The sequence below is a fragment of the Streptomyces iranensis genome (assembly GCF_017874715.1).
GTDB classification, from domain to species: domain Bacteria; phylum Actinomycetota; class Actinomycetes; order Streptomycetales; family Streptomycetaceae; genus Streptomyces; species Streptomyces iranensis.
In genome coordinates this window covers 152,744-170,794 of sequence record NZ_JAGGLR010000032.1, presented here as the reverse complement: position 1 = coordinate 170,794, position 18,051 = coordinate 152,744, and the positions used below count along the sequence as shown (strand labels likewise).

Here is an 18,051-nt window from a genome sequence, read left to right as displayed (position 1 = left end):
CCGGGCCCCCCCCCGGGAGCGGGGCCGCCGCGCCGCGCGACCCCCGCGGCCCGGCCCGCGGGGGCCGGGTGTCCCCCGCGGGGCGCCCGCCGGCCCCCGCCCGCGCCGCCCCCACCCCGCCGGCCGGGTGATTCAGCGGGCTTCACAGGCGTCGACCAGGCCCCACTCCAAGGCGGTGCGCACATCGATCGATGCACCGCTGAGGACCAAGTACGCCGTTCGCCACCGCCCGATGCGCCGCGTCACGCTCACCGTGCCACCCGCCCCGGGAACCAGCCCCATGCGCAGCTCGGGGAGCTGGAAGGAGGCCCCGGGGATGGCCTCGACCCGGCCCGCGAACGCCGGGACCTCGATGCCGGCACCGATGCAGGCGCCGTGCACCCGGACCCGGATACGGCCGGCAGCCCGATGCACGGCATGGCCGGCGCTCTGCCGGACGCGGATCAGATGGGCGGTCGCCGCGTCGGGGGTCGTACCGAACTCGTCGAGGTCGCCACCGCTGCAGAACGACGGACCGTTGCCGCTCAGCTCCACTTCGGTGATCGTCGGATCGAGACGAGCGAGGTCGAGGGCCTCGAGGAGGCCGTCCCGCACCTCCCGGCTGAAGGCGTTGTGGCGTTGCGGCCGGTTGAGGGCGACACGCAGGAGGGAGCCTTCGCGGGAGAGCAGGACCGGGTCGGGATGGCTCGGCACCGGCCGTCGGGGCGAGCGTGCGCGCCAGGCGCTGAACTCGGGACCGGCCAACAGTGTCGAGTAGGCCAGCGACTCAGCGGTCAGGCCCTCGGCGACCGGCAGCCGTTCGGTGAGTCGGAGCAGGCCGACCAGCGTCACGGCGGCTCGGGGCGCGGCCCCCGCGTACTCGGCGACGCTCCCGGCGGTTGCCCAGGGGTCGGCCACGCCGACCCGCTCGGGCCCGCCGGCGCCCTGTCCCGCCGGTACGAGCGTGAACGCCAGCGTGTGCAGCAGGGGCGAGAGGCGGTCCGGCAGGGGGGCCTCGGCCACTCCGATCAGTACGCGGTGCGGCTCGTCGGCCGGTACGGGCACCGGATCGTGCGGGCCCCAGCGATCCAGGTCGACGAAGACGACCGGTGCGACCGGGTCCCCGTCCGGGGCCAGCTCCAGGCGCGTGATGCCTTCGTCCGCCAGTTCACGGGGGCCGAGGCGGTCCTCTGCGGGCATCGACGCCTCAGGTGACCGGGTGCCGGGCCGCCAGCAGCAGTCGGCACACGCGTTCGTAGTGCGGGGCGGCGTCGCCGTACAGGACCTCGTCGGCCTTGACGCGCCGCAGGTACAGGTGCAGATCGTGTTCCCAGGTGAAACCGATCCCGCCGTGGATCTGGAGGGCCTCGCCGGCGAGTTCGCTCGCCTTCTCGGAGGCGAAGGCCTTGGCGATGCTCGCGGCACGGCCGGCGTCGGGTGCACCGGCATCGGCGGCCATGGCGGCGTAGTACACGGCGGCCCGCATGCCCTGAACGGCCATGCGCATGTCGGCGGCCTTGTGCTTGATCGCCTGGAAGCTGCCGATGGGCCGCCCGAACTGGACCCGGACCTTGGCGTAGTCCAGCGTGGCGTTCAGCAGCCACTCGGCCGCGCCCAGCGCGTCCGCGGCGGTCAGGACGGCTCCCGCGTCGCGGAGGGCGCTCACGTCCGGGGGCCCGCCGTCCAGCCGATGACCGACCGGGACGTGCACCCGGTCCAGGGACACCTTGTACAGATTGCGGGTCAGGTCCATGGACTGCTGGCGGCGCACGATGACGCCATTGGCGTGGCGGTCGACGAGGAAGTTGGCAGGCTCGCCGTCGAGCAGCGCTGTGACCAGCAGCCAGCGGGCGCTGCCGGCGTCCTGCACGGTGGACTTGGTGCCGTGCAGCAGGAAACCGTCCTGTCGGGGTGTCGCCTTGGTGAGCAGGTGCCGCGTGCTCCATTGGCCCCCTGGTTCCGCGAATGCCCAGGTCGCGCGGGCGGCTCCGGCCGCGATAGCGGGCAGGACCTCGGCCCGCAGCTCGGCGGAGCCGCCGCGGCTCACGGCGAGTCCGACGAGGGCGCTGGTGAGGAACGGGCCGCGGGCCACAGCCCGTCCCAGTTCCTCGGCCGCGAGGGCCAGCTCCGTCAGTCCCTGGCCCGTGCCTTCGTACTCCTCGGGAAGCGCGAGGCCCGTCCAGCCCAGGTCCGCTGCCAGCTGCCACAGCCCGGGGTCCACGTCCTCGTCGGCGTTGAGCAGGTCCCGTACCCGGTCGGGTCCGGCGTGGCCCCTGAGGGTGGCCCGAATGACGTCTCGGAGCATCCCCTGCTCTTCGCTGGGTTCGAAATCCACCGTGCTCCCTCTCTCCGCCGGGTCGAGGCCCGACACGCGGCTCCACCAGATGGGGAGGTTATGCTATCACTAAGTTAACCAAGTCGATGAGGTCTATGAGGGCCTCGGCGCACCCGATGGAGGCCACCCATGCGACTCGACACCTCCCCCGAACTCGATGCGTTCAGGAACCGTGTGCGTGCCTTCATCACCGATCATGCGCCGGGAATCAAGGCACATACAGGGGTACGCGCTCCGGAGCCCTCGCTCGTTCCGGCGATTCGGGCCTGGATGGCCCAGCTGTACGCCGAGGGTTTTCTGGGGATCGACTGGCCGGAGCAGTACGGAGGCCGCCCGGACGCTCATCCTCTGGAGGCCTTCATCGTGGCCGAGGAGCTCACGCGGGCGCGCACCTGGGAGCCGATCGGTGCCGCCGCGCTCGCCGCGGCGGCCGTGATCAAGTACGGCAGCAAGGAGCAGCAGGGCCACTTCCTGCCTCGCATCAGGGGGGCCGTGGACATCTGGTGCCAGCTGTTCAGTGAGCCGGGCGCGGGCAGCGACCTGGCGGCGCTGAGCACCAGGGCCCGACGGGAGGGCGACGAGTTCGTCATCGACGGCCAGAAGGTGTGGACGACCAACGGCCAGCACGCGGACGTCGGCTACCTACTGGCCCGTACCGACCCGGAAGCCCCCAAGCACAAGGGGATCACGGCCTTCGCCCTCGATATGCGCTCGCCGGGTGTCGACATCCGCCCGCTGCGCGAGATCACCGGCACCACGGACTTCAACGAGGTCTTCCTCGACGGCGTGCGGATCCCCGCCGACCGTGTCATCGGCGAGGTCGACGACGGATGGCGCGTCGCGATGTCCAGCCTCGCCCACGAGCGCACCGGGGTGGCCGGGCATGCGGCCGAACTCTTCCTGTACCTGGACGACGTCCTCGGCGTCGCGGCGAACGCCTCCGTCGCGGAGGGGCCCGCACTCGACGACGCCTCCGTGCGGCAGGACATCGGACGGCTCGCCACCCGGGTGCATGTGAACAACCTCATGAACAAGCTCCAGCAGTCACAGATGCTGGCGGGCCGGGAGGATCCCGCGGCGGCTCCCCTCGGCAAGATCTTCTTCGGTGAGACCAATCTGGCGCTGGCCGAGTTCGGCATGGCGCTCCAGGGTGCCGACGCCCTGCTGACCGAGGGCGACCCCGACGCGGTGTCCGGCGGTTGGTGGCAGGACGCCTTCCTGTACGCACGGGCGTACACCATCGCCGGCGGCGCCAATGAGGTGCTGCGCACGGTGGTGGCCGAGCGGGCGCTGGGGCTGCCTCGAGAACCACGGTGACGGTCGGGGCGGCGACGGGGGAGGAGGTCCGCCCGCGCCGTCCGCTCGGCCGGGCGGCGCCAGGCTCGCCCCGGTGGAGCCGCGGATCGCCCTCCTCGTTCCCCGTCACTCAAGATTCATCTAACTTAGTTTACTATGATAGCCCTGTCGGGATGGAGTGCGAGAGCGGGCGAAGAGCGGAGTGAATGTCATGTCACGGCAATCGATACCGGCGGATGTCCTTGGGGCGCGCCTGGCGAGTTCATCGCCCGTCGGCCTCCGCGTCGCCGCCCTGGAGCACGGGCACGCCCGGCTCGTCTTCCACGGTGCCGCCTCGGTCGCCGAGGTGACGGTCGCGGAGCTCCACCGGCGCGCGGACAGCGTCGCCGCGGGATTCGCGGCGCTGGGCGTCGGCCGGGGTGACGTGGTCGCCGTGCAACTGCCGCACCGGGTCGAGGAGGCCGTCGCCCATGCGGCGGTTCTTCTGCGAGGCGCCGTTCTGATGCCGCTCGACCTCGCCTGGGACGCGGGGGAGGTGGCTCGCGCGCTGCGTCGATCGCGAGCCGTGGCACTGATTACCTCGGCCTGGCGTTCCCATGACGTGCTCCGGGTGCGCAACGCGGCGGACGGCCTGCCGCATCTGCGGCACGTCGTCGCGGTCACCGGAACCTGGCCGATGGCGGGCGTGCCCGCGGACGGTCTCGAATGGGAGACGCTGGAACGCTTCCGGCCGCTGCCTCCCGAGGCGACTGCCCGCCCGGACGACGTGGCGTTGCTCCTGCACGCACCGGCGACCCGGGCGACACCGTCGCGAGCCGTCCTGCACACCCACGCCTCGCTGTCCGCCGAGCTGGCCACGATGCCACCGGCGGGTGATGTCCGCCGCCATGTGCACCTCGCCCCGCCGGGCTCGGGTGACCTCGCGGGCACGACGGCCCTGCTGCGCGCGCTGGTGACCGGGCTGCCGACAGTGTTCCTCGAGCGCTGGGACGCGCACGCCGCGGTGGAGCTGGTGCACCGACATCGCGTCACGTCAGCCGCTCTGAGCCGCTTCCATCTCGCCGGGCTGCTGGACGCGGCCGCCCGCAGCGGGGACGGCTCGGCCGGGATGGCCGAATGCCACGTCCTCGGGGCGATCACCCCTGCGGTCGTGGAACAGGCCGAGCGGGCCGGTGTCGCGGCCTATGGCGGCTACGGCCGGGTGGAGCATCCCACCATCGCCGTGGGGTCCCCGCGCGATCCTTTGTGTCTGCGCGGTGCGGAGGGCGGGCGCCTGCTCCCGGGCAGCGAGGTGCGGATCGTGGACTCCACGGGCCGGGACGTGCCGCCGGGACAGGAAGGACGCATCCTCAGCAGGGGGCCTGAGCTGTTCCTCGGTTACCTGGAGCAGTCCGGGGAGCCGCTGACCGCCGACGGATGGTTCGCGAGGGGCACCGCCGACAGATGGTTCGCGACCGGCGACCACGGCGCGCTCGACACCGAGGGTCGGCTGTGCCTGTCCAGGGTGGCCCGGCCGGAGGAGCCCGCGGGGGGCATGACCGAACAGTCAACATAGTTTACTAGGTAACCTGCCACGGGGTAAGGTAGCCAGGTAATAGCTCCCCCGCTTTCAGGAGGTCTCCATGCGTATTGCGGGAATGTCCGCCGTGGTCACCGGCGGTGCGTCCGGCCTGGGTCTGGGAACGGTCAATCGTCTCGCCGGGGCCGGCGCCCAGGTGGTCATCGCCGACCTGCCCTCCTCTCCGGGACAGAAGGTCGCCGACGAACTGGGGGACCAGGTGCGGTTCGTCCCCACCGATGTGACCGACGAGGACCAGTTCCGTGACGCCCTCGCCGCGGCGGGTGAGGCCGGTCCGCTGCGCATCCTGGTGCACTGTGCCGGTATCAACCACACCCTCCGGACGGTCGATCGGGACGGGCGGCCCGGGGAACTCGCCGGGTTCGGGAAAGTGATCGAAGTCAACCTCGTGGGGTCCTACAACGCCCTGCGCCTGGGCGGCGCGGCCATGGCGGCCACCGAGCCTGTGGACGGTGAACGGGGCGTGATCATCCTGACCGCGTCCGTGGCGGCGTACGAGGGCCAGATCGGTCAGATCGCCTACAGTGCCTCCAAGGGCGGAGTGGTGGCGATGACGATCGTCGCCGCGCGGGACCTCGCCGGCCGCTCCATCCGTGTGAACACCATTGCCCCCGGTCTGATGAAGACCCCGCTGTTCGACGCCCTGCGCGAGGACGTCCAGACCTCCCTGGCGGCGACCGTGCCGAACCCCAAGCGCTTCGGCTCACCCGACGAGTACGGCCATACGGCGCAGTTCCTGATCGAGAACGCGTACGTCAACGGCGAAACCGTCCGCCTCGACGGTGCCATCCGCATGGCGCCCCGCTGACTTCTGAAGGAGATCCCCGAGCAATGTCCGACGAGGTACTGGTCGAGCACGCCGACGGCGTCACGCTCATCACCATCAACCGGCCCGAGGCCCGCAACGCCGTCAACCGCGCCGTCAGTGAAGGCGTCGCCGCGGCCCTGGACGAGTTCGAGTCCCGCAGGGACCTGACAGCCGCCGTCATCACCGGTGCGGGCGGCAGCTTCTGCTCCGGCATGGACCTGAAGGCGTTCGTGGCCGGTGAGACGGTGGCCCTGGAAGGCCGGGGCTTCGCCGGTATCACCAGGCGGCCCCCGCGCAAACCCGTGATCGCCGCGGTCGAGGGGTACGCCCTGGCCGGTGGCTGCGAGATCGTCCTCGCCTGCGACCTGGTTGTGGCCGCTGAGGACGCCAGGTTCGGAATTCCCGAGGTCAAGCGCGGTCTGGTGGCCGGAGCGGGCGGGCTGCTGCGGTTGCCGAGGCGGATCCCCTATGCCGTCGCCATGGAACTCGCCCTCACCGGTGACTTCCTCCAAGCCGCACAGGCTCACCGCTACGGCCTGGTGAACAGGGTGACCGAGCCCGGCAAGGCCCTGGAAGGAGCCCGGGAGCTCGCAGCACGCATCGCCGCCAACGGGCCGCTGGCGGTCGCCGCCACCAAGGAGATCATCGTCCGCTCGGCCGACTGGTCCGCCGACGAGGCGTTCGACAGGCAAGCCGCGATCATGACCCCCGTGCTGCAGTCCGCCGACGCGCGCGAGGGCGCGATCGCGTTCGCGGAGAAGCGCCCGCCGGTGTGGCGGGGCGAGTAGACAATCCGACTCTGAGACGAGGAGCAGCAATGGAGCTGGCTGGTGGAGTCGCCCTGGTCACGGGTGGTGCGGGCGGACTCGGCGAGGCAACGGTACGGCGTCTCGCGGCTGCCGGGGCCAAGGTCGTCATCGGCGACCTCGCCGATGAACGCGGCGAGGCGCTCGCCAAGGAACTCGGTGACGACGCGGTCTTCGCCCGGACCGATGTGACCGACGAGGACAGTGTCCTGGCGGCGCTCGACGTCGCACGCGGTCTGGGCGAGTTGAGGATCGCCGTCAGCACGCACGGCGGTCCGGTCGCTCACGCCCGCGTGCTGGATCGGGAGGGCAACCCGTACGCCCTCGACCTGTTCAAACGCACTCTGGACGTGTACCTCACCGGCACGTTCAACGTGCTGCGTCTGTCGGCCGCGGCGATGGCGAAGAACACGCCGAACGGGTCCGGCACCCGTGGCGTGGTGGTCAACACGGCCAGCATCGCCGCCTTCGAGGGCCAGATCGGCCAGTCCGACTACGCCGCGGCCAAGAGCGGGGTCGTCGGCCTCGGCCTCGTCGCCGCTCGCGACCTGGCGGCGGTCGGCATCCGCGTCATGACCATCGCGCCGGGCACCTTCTTCACGCCCGCCTTCCGCACCCCCGAGGAGCAGGCGCAGGAGACCTGGGGCTCCAAGGTGCCCTTCCCGAAGCGTATGGGGCGGCCGGAGGAGTACGGGGCCCTGGTCCAGCACATCGCCGAGAACGACTACCTCAACGGCGAAGTGATCCGTATCGACGGCGCTCTGCGCTTCGGCCCCAAGTGACGAAGGCGGCGACGAAGTGACGAAGGCGGCGACGATGAGTACGGCAGCCGAAGAACTCCGGGCCCACCTCGACGGGATCGCCCCCGGCCTGCACCGCGCCTGGCCGGACAACCGCTCCTTCGAGGCCCGCCTCGCCTGGCAGCGCGCTCTGCACGAGCGCGGCTGGGCGGCCCCGCACTGGCCCGTCGAGGACGGCGGCCGCGGCCTCGGCATCCTGGACCGCCTGGAGTGCGACGCGGAGCTCGCCCGCGTCGACGCCCCGGCCATCGCCGGAGTCTTCGGCATCAAGAACGTCGGCCCCACCATCTCCCGCTTCGGCACCCCCGCACAGCGCGCCTCACTTCCCCGGATCCTGTCCACGGAGGAGATCTGGTGCCAGGGCTTCAGCGAGCCCGACGCGGGAAGCGATCTCGCGTCCTTGCGCACCCGGGCGGAGCCCGACGGGGAGGGCTTCCGTATCAACGGCCAGAAGGTGTGGACATCGGACGGCATGCGGGCCACCCACTGCGTACTCCTGGCGCGCACGGACCCCGAGGCCCGGCCGCACCAGGGCATCTCGGTCCTGCTCGTACCGCTGGACACACCCGGCATCGAACGTCGTCCCCTGCGCCAGATCACGGGCGACTACGAGTTCGCCGAGCTGTTCTTCACCGACGTGCACGTCCCGGCGGGCGCCCTGCTCGGCCCGCTCAACGAGGGCTGGCGTGTCACCATGACCACACTCGGTCACGAGCGGGCGGGCGTCGTCGAACTCGCCAACTCCCTGCAGCGGGACGTGAAGAGAGCGGTGTCCGGCTTCCCGGACGGAGTGGCCGACCCCGTGCTGCGTCAGGAGCTGGCCCGGCGTTACGTCGAGGCCCGCGCCCTCGGCCTGCTCGGCCGGGATGTGCTGCACGCCCTGAGCGCGGGAGCACAGCCCGGCCCCGCCCAGTCCGTCATCAAACTCGGCTGGAGCCTGACCACGCAGCGTCTCAGCGAGACCCTGCTGGATGCGGCGGGCCCCTCCGCCATCGCGGGCGGGGACGGTCCCGAGGTCCACCGCTACCTGCGGGGACGGGCTTCGACCATCGCCGCGGGCACCACCGAGATCATGAAAAACATCCTGGCCGAACGCGTCCTCGGCCTGCCGAAGGGATGAGCGCCGTGAGCGACCGGAACGACGGGCACGAGGAACTCCGCAAGGCCGTCCGTGCCTTCCTGAAGAACGCCTCGCCGAGCAGCGAGGTACGACGGCTGATGGCGACCGCCGAGGGATACGATCCCGAGGTCTGGCGCCGCCTCGCGGACGAGCTGGGTCTGGTCGGCCTGATCGTCCCCGAACGCTTCGGAGGAGCCGGTGCGGGCGCCGCCGAACTCGCGGTCGTCATGGCTGAGATGGGCCGCACGCTGCTGTGCTCCCCGTACCTCTCCTCGGCGGTGCTCGCGCCGGCCGTGCTCCTGGAGAGCGGCGACGAGGCGGCGTGCGCCGCGCTTCTTCCGGGCATCGCGGACGGCTCGGCCCTGGCGACCCTCGCGGTGGCCGAGGACAACGCGGATATCCGCGACTTCGACGCCATACGGACGACAGCGCGGGCCGACGGAGACCGGCACCTTCTCCACGGCACCAAGGAGCGGGTCAGCGACGGATGTACGGCGGGGCTGCTGCTGACCGTCGCGCGCACGGACAAGGGCCTCTCGCTCTTCGCCGCTGAGCCGGAAGGGGCGGAGCGCGAGCCGCTGCCCGTGCTCGACCCCACCCGCAAGCTGGCCCGAGTCGGCTTCGACGGGACACCCGCCCGGCTGATCGGTGCCGAGGGTGCGGCCGCAGCCGTTCTCGGCAGAGCGCTTGACCTGGGGACTGTCGCGCTCGCCGCCGAACAGACGGGCGGTGCTGAGCGGTGCCTGGAGCTGTCCGTGGAGTATGCGAAGACACGGGAGCAGTTCGGGCGGCCGATCGGCGCCTTTCAGGCGATCAAGCACAAGTGCGCTGAACTGCTGCACGAAGTGGAGTCGGCGAAAGCGGCCGCGCAGGATGCGGCGCGCCTGTGGTCGGATCCGACCACAGGGGAGCAGGGGCTGGCCGCGTCGGTCGCAGGGGCCTACTGCTCCGAGGCGTACGTCCACGCCGCCGCCGAAACCATCCAGATCCACGGCGGCATCGGCTTCACCTGGGAACACGACGCCCATCTCTATCTGCGCCGGGCCAGATCCTCGGCACTGCTTCTCGGCAGTACCTCCTGGCACCTCGAAAGGGTCGCCGAGGACATCGGTCTCGTCCCCACCGCATAACCCCCTGACCCTTCGACCCCAAGGAGGCCCGATGCCCAGCGCCACGGCTCAGGACACCGGCACGCCCTCCGCGCGCCGAGCGCACTGGAGCGTGCGACTCGCGGAGTTCCTGGACGCCCACGCGGGCAGGCCACCCCGCGACAAGACCGAGCGCCTGGCCTGGGCCCGTGCCTTCCACGCCGAGCTGCAGGAGACCGGCCTCGCCGCTCCCGGCTGGCCGACCGAGGCCGGCGGCATGGGGCTGGACCTGGCCGACCAGATCGCCTACCACCAGCAGATGACGGCCGTCCGGGCTCCCAAGCACCCCTGCGGGCTGTCGTTCATCGTGGCACCCACGCTCATCAAGCACGGCACCGCTGAGCAGAAGAAGCGGTTTCTGCGCCCACTGCTGCGCGCCGACGAGTTCTGGTGCCAGGGCTTCTCCGAGCCGGACGCGGGCAGTGACCTCACCTCGCTGACCACCCGGGCCGAACGCGCCGGCGACGAGTACATCGTCAACGGACAGAAGCTCTGGACCACCATGGCCCACCTGGCCGACTGGATGTTCGCCCTGATCCGCACGGGCCCCGCCGGACCCGGCGGAGCCGGGATCTCCTACCTGCTCATCCCCATGAAGAGCCGGGGCATCACCGTACGTCCCCTGAAGGACATCAGCGGCGGCACGCACTTCTCCGAGGTGTACTTCGACGACGTGCGCGTGCCCGTGGAGAACCTGGTGGGGGAGGAGCACGGAGGCTGGGCCATCGCCCGCACCAGTCTGGGCCACGAGCGCGCCACCGCGTTTCTCTCCGACGAATTCCGTTTCCGGCGAGTCGTCAACGAACTGCACCGGCTCGCCAAGACCTCGGGCGCTGCGAACGACCCTCTCGTGCGGCAGGACCTGGCCAGGATCGAGGCATCGGTGCGGGTTCTCGCCTCCAACAGCCGACGAGCCCTCGACGCCGTGCTCCAGGGCCGGGACCCCGGCCCCGCGGCCTCGGTCAACCGGCTGGTCCGCGCCGAGTTCGACCAGCGCCTGCACGAGGTCGCGCTGCGGGTGCTCGGACCCGACGCCGTGCTGGGCCAGCGTGAGCCGACCGCACCGGAAGGCGGACGGTGGACCTACGGATATCTGATGAGCCGCTCCTCGACCATCGGGGCCGGCACCGCGGAGATCCAGCGCAACACCATCGCCGAGAGGGTCCTGGGATTGCCCTCGGGGAGGAAGCAAGCATGACGACCCCACCACCGGGCACGAACGGGCTGCCGGACTTCCGGACGATCCTCGCCGAACTCGGCGAGGACCACGTCCTGACGGTGACTCTCAACCGTCCCGAGAGGTTGAACGCGTTCAACCAGCAGACCCTGGACGACTTCTCCGCCCTGTGGCGGTACGCGGCCGAGGAGGACGCCGTTCACGTGGTGGTTCTCCAGGCGGAGGGCGAGCGGGCCTTCTGCACCGGCGTCGACGTGGTGGAGGGCATCGACCGGCACGGCAACCCCTTCAGCGACCTTGATCCGGGCACCAGCCTGTCGCCCAAGCTGAACCGCTGCTGGAAGCCCCTCGTCTGCGCGGTGCACGGCATGGTGGCCGGCGGGGCCCTCTACTGGCTGAACGAAGCCGACATCATCATCGCCGACGAGGACGCCACATTCTTCGACCCGCACACCACCTACGGCATGGTCGCGGCTCTGGAGCCGATCGGGCTCGCCCGCCGCATCCCGATCGGGGAAGTGCTGCGGATGGTGCTGCTCGGCAACGACGAGCGGATGTCGGCACGCCGGGCCTGCGAGATCGGCTTCGTCAGCGAGGTCGTCGAGCGGACGCGGCTGAGGCAGCGGGCGCACGAACTGGCCGCGCTGATCGCGGCGAAACCGCCCGTCGCGGTCCAGGGGAGCGTGAAGGCGATCTGGGAATCCCTGGACACCGGACGGAGCCAGGCGCTGGCCACCGGCCTTGCCTACACCCAGATCGGCAACCCGATCGGCAAGGCCCAGACCGACCGCGAAGCCGCCAAGAGCCGGAAGTACGAGGTGCGCTGATGACCGCCGACGCGGAGACCGAGAAGGAACTGCGGGAGACGCTCGGCGGACTGCTGCGCCGGCGCTGCGACATCGAGACGGTGGCCGCCCTGGCCGACGGGCCCGAGAGCTGGGACCGGGACTTGTGGCGGGAGCTCGTGGCCATGGGTGTGCCCGGACTGACGGTCCCGGAGGAGAACGGGGGAGAAGGCGCCGGCTTCTCACTCGCGGTCGCCGCGCAGGAGGAGCTGGGGCGCCGGCTCGCGCCAGTGCCCATGGTGTCGGTGGTCGCCGCCCGGACCGCGTTGGTGGCGGCGGGGACCGACGAGGCCGCGCGGTTGCTGGGCCGCGTCGGGAGCGAGGGCATGACGGCCACGCTCGCCGTCGGACGCACCACTGACGGCTGGACTCCGGCCGAAGGGGTGCTGGCCGTGGAAGGCTCCGCTGGATGGACCCTGGACGGAACCGTTCCGGTGATCGCCGACGCGCCGTGCGCCGCCGTGTTCCTGGTCGCGGCGGAGACCGGTGTGGGCCCCGCGCTCTTCGCCGTGGAACCGCAGGACCGCTGCGTGATGACGCCTGTCGATGCCCTGGACCCGACCCGTCCATTGGGCGCCGTCGGACTGACGGCCTGCCCGGCCCGGTTGGTGGCCGGCCCCGACGCCTTCGACGACGTACTGCGCTCCGCCGAACGCGCCGCACTGGTCCTGCTGGCCGCGGACGCCGTGGGAGTCGCCGCGGAAGCGATGGACCTCGCCGTGGAGTACGCCAGGACCAGGCAGCAGTTCGGCCGTGCCATCGGTTCCTTCCAGGCCGTCTCGCACCGCTGCGCGAACATGCTCGTCGCCGTCGAGTCGGCGCGGGCCCTGGTCGCCGCCGCGGCCGGCGCACTCGACGAGCTCGGCCCGGACACCGACACCGCGGTGTCCTTGGCTGCCGCCGAGGCGCTGGAGACAGCGGTCGTCGTGGTGCAGGGCTGCCTCCAGGTGCACGGGGGCATGGGCTTCACCTGGGAGCACCCCGCCCACCGTTATCTGCGCCGCGCCAAAGCCGCCGAAGCGCTGGTCGCGCTGCCGGACCGGTTGCGGGAGCGGGCCGCGACCGGCATGCTCCCGGCTGCGTAGGTCACGGAGTCCCACCACGCCGTCGCAGGACGCCGTACGTATCAGGGGCGTCCGTACGCTCGGCGAGCACTCACGTCCATCACGGTTACCCTGGTCGTCCCGGGTTTTCGTGCGGGGTAGCTGGAGAGGAGGCCGCGCCCGTGCCGACGGAGTCTGCTGAGCGCGAGCGGATCATCAAGGCGGCCTACCGCTGCCTGGCCGAGGTGGGGGGCGCAGGCGCCTCGGTGGGTGAGATCCTGCGTACCGCCGGGCTGGGGACACGAGCGTTCTATCGGCATTTCGACTCCAAGGACGATCTGCTCCTCGCCATGTTCCGGCGGGACAGCGAGCGGCTGCTGACCGAGCTTCAGAGTGCTGCGGCGAGTGCGGCCACCCCCGTGGAGGCGCTGCAGGGCTGGGTCGAGGCGATGCTGCGCCTGACGTCAGAGGCGCGCCGACGCCAGCACGTGCGGATTCTCTCCTCCGAGGGAGCCCAGCGCACCGCGGGTTACGCCGCGGAGCGGGCCCGGGTGGCGGCAGGGCAGGAGGCCGCTCTGGCACAGATCCTGCACCGAGGGCGCCAGGACGGCTCGTTCCCGTGGGCCGAGCCCGAGTCCGACGCCCGGTTCATCCGGGCCGTCATCGCGCAGGCATTTGACGAGCAGATGGCGCCGACGGCGTCCATGAGCGCGACCGAGGCCGCCGCCCGTGTGCGCGACTTCGTGCTGAGGGCGCTCGGAGCGACGACAACGGTTGCGGCGGCAGGCTGGCAGGAGCGGCCCTGACGGTCTATACGCCGGTGACCCGGAGCCCGGCGGGTGCCTTCTTCGGGTCCTGGAGCAGGACCGTCGGCGCGATTCGATTCAAGGATTGAAAATAATGTTTTCGGTGTGTGTCGCAAGTGTGGCGTCGGGCGGACGGAAGCTTACATGGACCTGCGAGATCGGACAGCGGTTGTCGGCGTCGACGCGCCCTCCGCTCCGTATGCGTGTCCGTATGCGTGGGGGCCTGCCCCCGCATGGCCGACCGCACTGCGCCGGGAGCCGCTGACCGAGGAGAATCATGACCAGCCCGCCGCGTGAACTGCACCCCCGGCACGGCATACACGAGCCGACGTGGGGCAGCCCTGCCCGCTCACCAGGATCGATTCGTCGTACCACCACCATCGACATGCTCAGGCCCGCCGGTTCGGACGGTCCGCTCGTTCTGGCCGGCCGGGGCCGCGATCTCCGCACCGCCGCCGATGGGACGGTGAGCGTGGTGGCGGAGGCTGCCTGTCATGCCGTGGTCGACTTCGCCGGTGCGCGGGTGCTTGAGGAACTGACGACCGAACCCTTTCGCCCAGGGCTCGCCGCCCTGATCGGCACCCGTACCTCCTCGGGGTTCCGGGCCCGACTGAACGAGTGCGACCCGTCGCTGACCGCCGAGCACGACTTGCTCCATCTGCTCCTGGACGACTTCCCCGTGGTCACGCTCGTCTCCGGGCACGCGGTGAACGCGGACCGCACCGGCCCGGTCGAGTCGGGAGGCCGTCCGGCGTTCCGGGAGAACCAATGCGCCGGCTTCGCCACGGGTGGGACCATCATGGTCGAGCTGCGCCGCGAGAGGAAACCGCCCGTCGTCACGGGCCCTGAAGCCCTCCCGCTCACCGTCGTGAACGACCCACTCGCCTGGCACGACACCGCCGAACTGCCGCCAGGAGCCATGCGCAGGGCTCGCCGCACAGACGTGCGCCCAGGGCGCGGCGCGACCGTCGACGGGCTTTTCCGGGACTCATACGTGCTGCCGGACGGCACCGAGACCGTCATCCATGAGTACCTGCTGAGCGCGGTCATCGACACGTCCGCCGCCACGGTCGTCTCCTGCGAGGCGGCACCTCGCGTCCTGCCCTGGGTCGAGTGCCCAGCAGCCGCGGCGAGCGCGGGCGGCCTCGCCGGCCGGCCGCTCTCCGGACTGCGCCGCCACGTCCGGGAGACCTTCGGTGGTACGAGCACCTGCACCCACCTCAACGACATGTTGCGAGGACTGGCCGACGTACCGGCCCTGTTGTCCGTCCTGGAAACCCGGCCGATCGGCCTCGCTCCTTCGGAGGTGACCACGAGTTCCACCAATGGCTGACCGACACGGTCCGCGGCGGCGCTGCCCTTCCCACCTCGTCCGTCGGGGCGTTGGCCCGTCACCGCCTGCCCGACGGTGAGCCGCTGGACATCGAGGTGGCGGCATGGGTGGGGCCGAATCTCCCGTACTGGGTCTGCTGTCCTTCCGGGCGCCCCTGCGCGTCACCGCCATTCGGTGAACGGACAGCCGGCTGTGTGACCGATGACACGATCGGTGGCCCGTACTCAGTGTGCACAATGAGGAACTGAGTCCGGAATTAGCTGACTGAGGTAACTGAGTGCCGAAGGTGATCGCCGGCTGACCTTGCGATAACACGGACTCACGTCGTCGGCACACATCAAGCACTGCGAAGGGGCACTTGGTGAGCCTGAGAATCGTCGTCACTGTGAAGTATGTGCCCGACGCCACTGGCGACCGGCACTTCGCCGATGACCTGACCGTCGACCGGGACGGCGTGGACGGTCTGCTCTCCGAGCTCGACGAGTACGCGGTCGAGCAGGCGTTGCGGATCGCGGAGGCCGCCGACGCCGCCGAGGTCACCGTGCTGACCATCGGCCCGGAGGACGCCAAGGACGCGCTGCGCAAGGCGCTGTCGATGGGCGCCGACAAGGCGGTCCACGTGGAGGACGAGGAGCTGCACGGCACCGACGCCATCGGCACCTCGCTGGTGCTGGCCAAGGCGATCGAGAAGGCCGGCTACGACCTGGTGATCTCCGGGATGGCCTCCACCGACGGCGCCATGGGTGTCGTACCCGCGCTGCTGGCCGAGCGGCTGGGCGTGCCGCAGGCGACCCTGCTGTCCGAGGTGTCGGTCGAGGACGGCACGGTCAAGGGCCGCCGGGACGGCGATGCCGCCTCCGAGCGGCTTCAGGCGCGGCTCCCGGCCGTCGTGTCGGTGACCGACCAGTCGGGTGAGGCGCGTTACCCCTCGTTCAAGGGCATCATGGCGGCCAAGAAGAAGCCGGTGGAGTCCTGGGACCTGGCCGACCTGGAGATCGACACCGAGGAGGTCGGTCTGGGGGGTGCCTCCACCACGGTCGAGGCCGCGGCGGAGCGTCCGGCGCGCGCCGCGGGCACGATCGTCAGGGACGAGGGCGAGGGCGGCAAGCAGCTCGCCGAGTTCCTCGCGAGCCAGAAGTTCATCTAAGGCTCATGAGCCTCACCACCCGTCCCTCAGACTGCGCAATCCGCGAGGAGATCCGTTCCCATGGCTGAAGTTCTCGTCTACGTCGACCACGTGGACGGTGCCGTCCGCAAGCCCACGCTGGAGCTTTTGACCCTGGCCCGTCGCATCGGCGAGCCGGTCGCCGTCGCGCTGGGAGGCGGCGCCGCCGACACCGCCGCCACGCTCGCCGAGCACGGCACGGTGAAGGTCCTCACGCACGACGCCGCCGAGTACGCCGAGTACCTGGTCGTGCCGAAGGTGGACGCCCTGCAGGTCGCCTACGAGCGGGTGTCCCCGGCCGCCGTCCTGGTCCCGTCTTCCGCGGAGGGCAAGGAGATCGCCGCGCGTCTGGCGCTGCGCATCGGCTCGGGCATCATCACCGACGCCATCGACCTGGAGGCCGGCGACGAGGGTCCGGTGGCCACCCAGTCGGTGTTCGCCGCCTCCTTCGTCACCAAGTCCCGGGTCAGCAAGGGCACCCCGGTCATCACGGTGAAGCCGAACTCGGCAGCCGTGGAGGCCGCCCCGGCCGCGGGCACGGTCGAGGCCCTCGCTGTGTCCTTCTCCGAGAAGGCGACCGGCACGAAGATCACCGGCCGTACGGCGCGTGAGTCGACGGGCCGTCCGGAGCTGACCGAGGCCGCGATCGTGCTCTCCGGTGGCCGTGGTGTGGGCGGTGCGGAGAACTTCGCGCTCATCGAGACCCTGGCCGACTCCCTGGGCGCGGCCGTCGGCGCCTCGCGTGCCGCGGTGGACGCGGGCTGGTACCCACACACCAATCAGGTCGGCCAGACCGGCAAGTCCGTGTCCCCGCAGCTGTACATCGCGAGCGGCATCTCCGGGGCGATCCAGCACCGCGCCGGTATGCAGACCTCGAAGACGATCGTGGCGATCAACAAGGACGCCGAGGCCCCGATCTTCGACCTGGTCGACTACGGCGTCGTCGGCGACCTCTTCGAGGTCGTCCCCCAACTCACCGAAGAGATCAAGGCCCGCAAGGGCTGAGGGAGCCGACACAGACCCTGGACGCCCATCGCATCGAGAACATATCGAGGCCCTGCTGCGGGCGTTCCCGTAATTGATCTTCCATGATTGATCAGCGGGTTGTTTTCCCGGCGGGGAAAGGGGGGTTGGTGTCCAACTCTCGGCATAGTGATGATGTTGGCCATGAGTCTCTTGATCGCGCCTGTCATCTCGGCGGGAAGTCTGTCCGGTTCGGTCCAGCCTTCGCTCCTGTCGTCCGATGGGAGGCTGCTGTTGCGGCCTTGGGCGGTCGATGACGCCCTGGTCTTGCGGAGTGCCTTCGAAGACGCGTCGATCCGGCGCTGGGCTGTGCGTCGCATGACCTCGCGGGCGGAAGCCCAGGAGTGGATCGTGGCCGCCGGCCGGCAGTGGCGGGAGGAGCGCGGGGCCCAGTGGGCGGTCACCAGCGCAGTCGGTGGCGAGGTCCTGGGCCGGGTGGCCTTGCGCCGGATGGACCTCTTTCAAGGGCTTGCTGAATGTGCGTACTGGGTTCTGCCCCACGCACGCGGCCAAGGGGTTGCCCCGCGCTCTCTCACGGTGTTGTCCATCTGGTCAATGAAGGAGGCGGGCTTCCACCGTCTGGAACTTGCGCACTCCGACCGCAACGAGGCGTCTTGCAAGGTGGCGACCAAGGCCGGCTTTGCGTTCGAGGGCATTCGGCGCAGTGCGCTTCTGCATGAGGATGGCTGGCATGACATGCACCTGCACGCCCGGATTCAGGGCGATGCCTGAGTCGCTACCCAGCGAGGGCGAGGTTGTGTAGACGGGCGATGCCCTGTTGTCGTTCT

At 70.8% G+C, this 18,051-nt stretch carries 17 protein-coding genes; 15 read left to right on the top strand and 2 right to left on the bottom strand.

From position 1 onward, the window contains the following. Positions 1-132 precede the first annotated feature (132 nt). Both J2Z30_RS43560 and J2Z30_RS51530 read right to left on the bottom strand, forming a co-directional pair. A complete protein-coding gene (locus J2Z30_RS43560) occupies positions 133-1,179 on the bottom strand; it encodes an enoyl-CoA hydratase/isomerase family protein (RefSeq protein ID WP_044580557.1) in 1,047 nt (348 codons plus the stop codon). A gap of 7 nt (positions 1,180-1,186) precedes the next feature. Further along, positions 1,187-2,314 carry an acyl-CoA dehydrogenase family protein gene (locus tag J2Z30_RS51530; protein WP_044580558.1) on the bottom strand — a complete coding sequence of 376 codons (1,128 nt, stop codon included), beginning with the start codon at positions 2,312-2,314 and terminating at the stop codon, positions 1,187-1,189. Between the two features lie 129 nt (positions 2,315-2,443). Here J2Z30_RS51530 and J2Z30_RS43550 point away from each other — a divergent pair, with 129 nt between their 5' ends. The 15 genes from J2Z30_RS43550 to J2Z30_RS43480 all read left to right on the top strand — a co-directional run bounded on the left by J2Z30_RS43550 (position 2,444) and on the right by J2Z30_RS43480 (position 17,995). Beyond that, positions 2,444-3,631 carry an acyl-CoA dehydrogenase family protein gene (locus J2Z30_RS43550; protein WP_044580560.1) on the top strand — a complete coding sequence of 396 codons (1,188 nt, stop codon included), beginning with the start codon at positions 2,444-2,446 and terminating at the stop codon, positions 3,629-3,631. 190 nt (positions 3,632-3,821) lie between these two features. Next, entirely contained in the window at positions 3,822-5,165 is a 1,344-nt protein-coding gene (locus J2Z30_RS43545) for an AMP-binding protein (protein WP_052701961.1), read from the top strand. A gap of 67 nt (positions 5,166-5,232) precedes the next feature. After that, complete coding sequence (locus J2Z30_RS43540; protein ID WP_044580561.1) at positions 5,233-5,997, top strand: SDR family NAD(P)-dependent oxidoreductase; 765 nt, start codon at positions 5,233-5,235, stop codon at positions 5,995-5,997. 23 nt (positions 5,998-6,020) lie between these two features. Further along, positions 6,021-6,785, top strand: coding sequence for a crotonase/enoyl-CoA hydratase family protein (locus tag J2Z30_RS43535; RefSeq protein WP_044580563.1), 765 nt, complete (start codon positions 6,021-6,023; stop codon positions 6,783-6,785). 29 nt (positions 6,786-6,814) lie between these two features. After that, positions 6,815-7,585, top strand: a complete 771-nt coding sequence (locus J2Z30_RS43530; protein WP_044580565.1) for an SDR family NAD(P)-dependent oxidoreductase — start codon at positions 6,815-6,817, stop codon at positions 7,583-7,585. Between the two features lie 34 nt (positions 7,586-7,619). Continuing rightward, entirely contained in the window at positions 7,620-8,723 is a 1,104-nt protein-coding gene (locus J2Z30_RS43525; protein ID WP_052702181.1) for an acyl-CoA dehydrogenase family protein, read from the top strand. Further along, positions 8,720-9,853, top strand: a complete 1,134-nt coding sequence (locus J2Z30_RS43520) for an acyl-CoA dehydrogenase family protein (protein ID WP_044580566.1) — start codon at positions 8,720-8,722, stop codon at positions 9,851-9,853. Before J2Z30_RS43525 ends, J2Z30_RS43520 begins: the two co-directional genes overlap by 4 nt. Before the next feature lie 31 nt (positions 9,854-9,884). Further along, on the top strand, positions 9,885-11,069 hold the full coding sequence (locus J2Z30_RS43515) for an acyl-CoA dehydrogenase family protein (RefSeq protein ID WP_078957222.1): 1,185 nt from the start codon (positions 9,885-9,887) through the stop codon (positions 11,067-11,069). Further along, the gene (locus J2Z30_RS43510) at positions 11,066-11,875 is read left to right on the top strand and encodes an enoyl-CoA hydratase/isomerase family protein (protein WP_044580568.1); all 810 of its coding nucleotides are present in this window, start codon (positions 11,066-11,068) and stop codon (positions 11,873-11,875) included. The genes J2Z30_RS43515 and J2Z30_RS43510 overlap by 4 nt, the downstream gene beginning before the upstream one ends. Continuing rightward, positions 11,875-12,978 carry an acyl-CoA dehydrogenase family protein gene (locus J2Z30_RS43505; protein WP_044580569.1) on the top strand — a complete coding sequence of 368 codons (1,104 nt, stop codon included), beginning with the start codon at positions 11,875-11,877 and terminating at the stop codon, positions 12,976-12,978. Before J2Z30_RS43510 ends, J2Z30_RS43505 begins: the two co-directional genes overlap by 1 nt. A gap of 140 nt (positions 12,979-13,118) precedes the next feature. Next, on the top strand, positions 13,119-13,742 hold the full coding sequence (locus tag J2Z30_RS43500) for a TetR/AcrR family transcriptional regulator (RefSeq protein WP_044580570.1): 624 nt from the start codon (positions 13,119-13,121) through the stop codon (positions 13,740-13,742). A 277-nt stretch (positions 13,743-14,019) separates the two neighbouring features. Then, positions 14,020-15,075 (top strand): DUF2889 domain-containing protein, encoded by a 1,056-nt coding sequence (locus J2Z30_RS43495; protein ID WP_052701963.1) that lies wholly within the window; start codon positions 14,020-14,022, stop codon positions 15,073-15,075. Between the two features lie 361 nt (positions 15,076-15,436). Next, a complete protein-coding gene (locus J2Z30_RS43490) occupies positions 15,437-16,222 on the top strand; it encodes an electron transfer flavoprotein subunit beta/FixA family protein (protein WP_044582598.1) in 786 nt (261 codons plus the stop codon). Positions 16,223-16,282: 60 nt separating this feature from the next. Then, a complete protein-coding gene (locus J2Z30_RS43485) occupies positions 16,283-17,245 on the top strand; it encodes an electron transfer flavoprotein subunit alpha/FixB family protein (RefSeq protein ID WP_044580573.1) in 963 nt (320 codons plus the stop codon). 162 nt (positions 17,246-17,407) lie between these two features. Beyond that, entirely contained in the window at positions 17,408-17,995 is a 588-nt protein-coding gene (locus tag J2Z30_RS43480) for a GNAT family N-acetyltransferase (RefSeq protein WP_044582599.1), read from the top strand. The last annotated feature ends 56 nt before the right edge of the window (positions 17,996-18,051 follow it).